The sequence below is a fragment of the Ruminococcus sp. genome, from assembly GCF_024684275.1.
Window position 1 is genome coordinate 1 of the sequence record NZ_JAIKXF010000103.1, and the last position, 3,638, is coordinate 3,638.

Here is a 3,638-nt window from a genome sequence, read left to right on the forward strand (position 1 = left end):
CTGCTTTTCACCCTCTACGAGAGGACAGGGATTGTAGTTTACACCTGTTGTATCTGTGTTGTACTCGCAGTACTTTATGGTGTATGTACCTACAGCAATGCTCTGCGGGATGATCGTATCAAAAACATATAAAGGATATGAGTCTGACTTTTCGCCTGCCCACTTGTATTCCTTGCCGTTGTTTGTCCATGAAAGACCTATATAGTAATTATCTGTACCTGCGGCAGTCTGTGATGAATCAACACCGAAAACGTGCTTGCCGGCAGCCATATAGCCGTCAAGATCATCATAGGAGCCTGCAAATGATATGTAGCTGCTTGTACTGAATTTAGTACCGCCTAAGGTGTACTCCTGTTCGCTCTTTGTATAGCCGTCCTTTTCGGGGTTGTAGAGCTTGAAGGAGATGTCCTTTGAATCTGTGGTGATACCAACGAGAAGTGAATCTGTGGAACCGTTAGCGCTCTCGCTATAGTATAAAGCTGAGGGGAGAACATAACCGTCCACAGGGATATCGCTCTTCTTGATAGTCACTGTTGATGCAGCGTCTGCTGATGAAGGCTTGGCAATGTCATATGTCTTGACAGCAAAACCCTTGGAAGCATCGGCAGCACCTGCTGTTGCAGGAACGACTGCACCTATCATTGAAGCAGCAATGCCCAGTGATGTGATTGCAGAAATAAACTTTTTCATTTGCAAATCTTCCTTTCCATATTTTTACGCCTTATGTGCGTAAGGAACTTCGGCTTTAAAAGGCAGTAAACAGATACTGCATATTAAAAGCACTTTGTGATATTATATCATAAAATGCCGCTGATGTCAATGCAATTGTTGCGGTTTTTAACGATAGATAAAGTTAAAACAACGTAAATTGATTTAATGTTTTTAACAAAGAAAACGGGGCTGTACGGAAAAGGATCATCAGCTGCCCTGTGACAGCTGATGATCCTTAAAATATATATCGTGATATAAAACGGAATATCCCGCAGCTATTCTATTATAAGCTGATAAAGCGCTCCTGCTGCATCAGCCTACAGTAGTGATCTTTTCGGCGTAGCTCTCAGGGAAGCTCCTGAGCAGACTGAGGAGATACTTCTGTATGGTAACAGCGTCGTTTGTAGTAATACCGCCGCCTGCTTCGTAAACATCTCCGTTGAATTTGCCCTGATCCGAAAGCTGATACTTGTTCGGGTTTGCAAGGGACTGCATTATGAGTACCGCATCGCCCATATCTATAGCGTCGTCACAGTTTGCGTCGCCCCACTTTGAGACCTTGGAGTCGAGGACTTCCTTCGGATCCTTAGGCACTGTGGTGGTAGTTGTTTCCGTTGTGGTCTCGGAGGTCGTAGCAGTTGTGGTCGTTGCAGTGGTAGTGGTTGTTGTGGTGGTAGTTTCTGAGGTCGTAGACGTTGTAGTAGTTGTAGTGGTCGTCGTAGTTGTGGTAGTCGTTACAACAGGTCCGTCTATCTGAGTACCTGCCTTTGCAACGATAGCCTCGTCAATTGTGAAGTCACCTGTGCCTTCCTCTGTTTCAACGTAGAGGATATATCCCGAACCCTCGGGGAGCGTATAGTTCGCGTTGGCAAGCTGTACATATCCGCCTGTGGATTCAGCGCTTGCAATGTGATCGTACTTGGTTTCGCCAGAAGAGTCCTTATATTCGAGAGAGAGCATAAGGTTGCCCGAGCCCGAGGCTGCCACGCTGAAGCTGTAGGTCTCGCCTGCCTTGAAGGTCAGTGAATCAAGAGACTTAAGAGCGCCGTGCCATGCGCTGCTTCTGTCGGAAACCGTAAGAGCCTTGCTGCCCTTGTAAGCTGTACCGCCTGAAGCAACGGAAGCGCCGCCTCTGCCTTCCCAGCTGTCGGTTCCTTCTTCAAATGTATCGTGGTAATAGCAGCCGTTCTCATCGGGTTCGATAGGCTCGGGAGGTGTCGGATCCTTGCCGCCTTCAAAGCCCTTGCCGTCGCTTTCGAGCCCTACAACGAAGGTAGTGACGCTGTTTGCGGGGAGCTGAGCGGTGAATGATGAGCCGTTTGCGGAGATGCCGCCTATTTTAGCTATATTCTCGCTTCCTGAGGTTCTGTAGCTGTCAACATTGGTGACTGTTCTGTTACTGAGGGTGAACTGCTGAGAAACAGCTCCGCTGCCCTTGTTTATAGCAACGACGGTAGCCTGTGTATCGCTGTGCTTGTAAGCCGATACGAGGATATTGCTGTTTGGCTGCTCTGTAGCGTCTATACGTACATCGCCGGGACGCACCCATTTCGAGAACTGTGCCATAGCGTATCCGCGCTTTGATATCTTGCCCGTATCCCACATAGGACTGTACTGACGGCGGATATACCACCATACATATGCGTTCATATTGCCCACAACGAGTGCGTTGTGGATATTCTCCGATACCTGTACAGCTTCGGGCCAGCGGTCTGCGGAGTTGTTGTCGCTGTTGGGAACGTATACCTCGGTCATCCATATTTCCTTGCCGCAGTTCTCAAGGGCAGGGAAGTCCATCTGGCTGCGCTGTGTACCGTAGAAGTGAGTACCGAACATATCGCAGTTTTCCATAGCCTTTGAATTATTGAGGATGGCATTGTAATAATCCTTGCTGTAGCTGAAGCTCTCAGGCGACATCATTTTTGTGGTCGTTCCTGCCGTTACAGCCTTTCCGTAGTTTGCAAGGAAGCTTGCACAGCGGTCAGGAGCCCAGTATGTCCATTCACCCGACCAGTCGGGCTCGTTCTGTACTGATATCGAATTGAGCTGAACGCCCTGACTGTTGCAGTATTTGATGAAGTCGTTGAGATGCTGGGCGTACTGTGCCTCAGCTCCGTTTTTAAGAACGTACTGTCCGCCTCTCGGGCCGCCTGAGCCGTTCTGACGCATTGAAGCGGGCGGGTTCCACGGAGTTGCGAATACGGTAGCGCCGAGCTTCTGAGCTCTCTGAGCGGTAGGGATAGCGTTCTTCCATGCGTTCTTGTCGTCGCTTACGAAGATACGCAGGATAGTGAGACCAAGCTCGTTTTCGCCGTTGCCGAAGGCAGTCTGTACCTGTGCCTCGGTCATATCTCCCGGAGCTCCGTTCTGAACATTGTAGCTCTGCCATTCGGGATGGTTCATACCGCCGAAGCCGCGTATCGTCTGGTATTCCTTGTTCGTGTTGATAGTGCAGGCGCCTGCGGCGTTTGCTTCAAGCACGTTTGAAGGGAAGGAACCTGCTGATGAAACGAGCATAGCTCCTGCCATGACTGCTGAGAGGGCAGTCCTTACTTTTTTTGTTATATTCATTTTTTACCCCCTGCCGAGTGCCGTGTGCCTCCACAGCGACTCGCATTATTATTTAATGTAATAATAACTCATATTATTCATTCTGTAAACTCAAAATATGAAACAAAGGTGGACAAAATGAAGAAGTTGTGTATAATCTCTTTAATGTAGCTTTATATGTTCTGAAAAATGCACGATATTACATAATAAAAATCTCCCGGAACAGATATCTGCCCCGGGAGACCAATTATGAGATATGTGTTTTTTTACATACGAAGTGCGCTGCGGATTATATCAAATCTTGCAATAAGGAAGTCAACAACGGAGATGTTTCCGCCGCCGAACATTCCGCCGCCGCCGCCGAAGCCGCCGCCCCA

The 3,638-nt window shown here is 48.4% G+C and carries 2 protein-coding genes; both read right to left on the reverse strand.

Annotated features, from left to right (window positions below; all coding sequences use genetic code 11):
* On the reverse strand, nucleotides 1-690 hold a 690-nt coding region (locus tag K5677_RS11930), incomplete at its 3' end, for a hypothetical protein (RefSeq protein WP_296728333.1).
* A gap of 333 nt (nucleotides 691-1,023) precedes the next feature.
* A complete protein-coding gene (locus K5677_RS11935) occupies nucleotides 1,024-3,282 on the reverse strand; it encodes a glycoside hydrolase family 30 beta sandwich domain-containing protein (RefSeq protein WP_296728335.1) in 2,259 nt (752 codons plus the stop codon).
* Between the last annotated feature and the right edge of the window lie 356 nt (nucleotides 3,283-3,638).

Coding starts and splice junctions, on each gene's coding strand:
- K5677_RS11935 (WP_296728335.1), bottom strand. CDS start 3,282: ATGAATATAACAAAAAAAGTAAGGACTGCCCTCTCAGCAGTCATGGCA.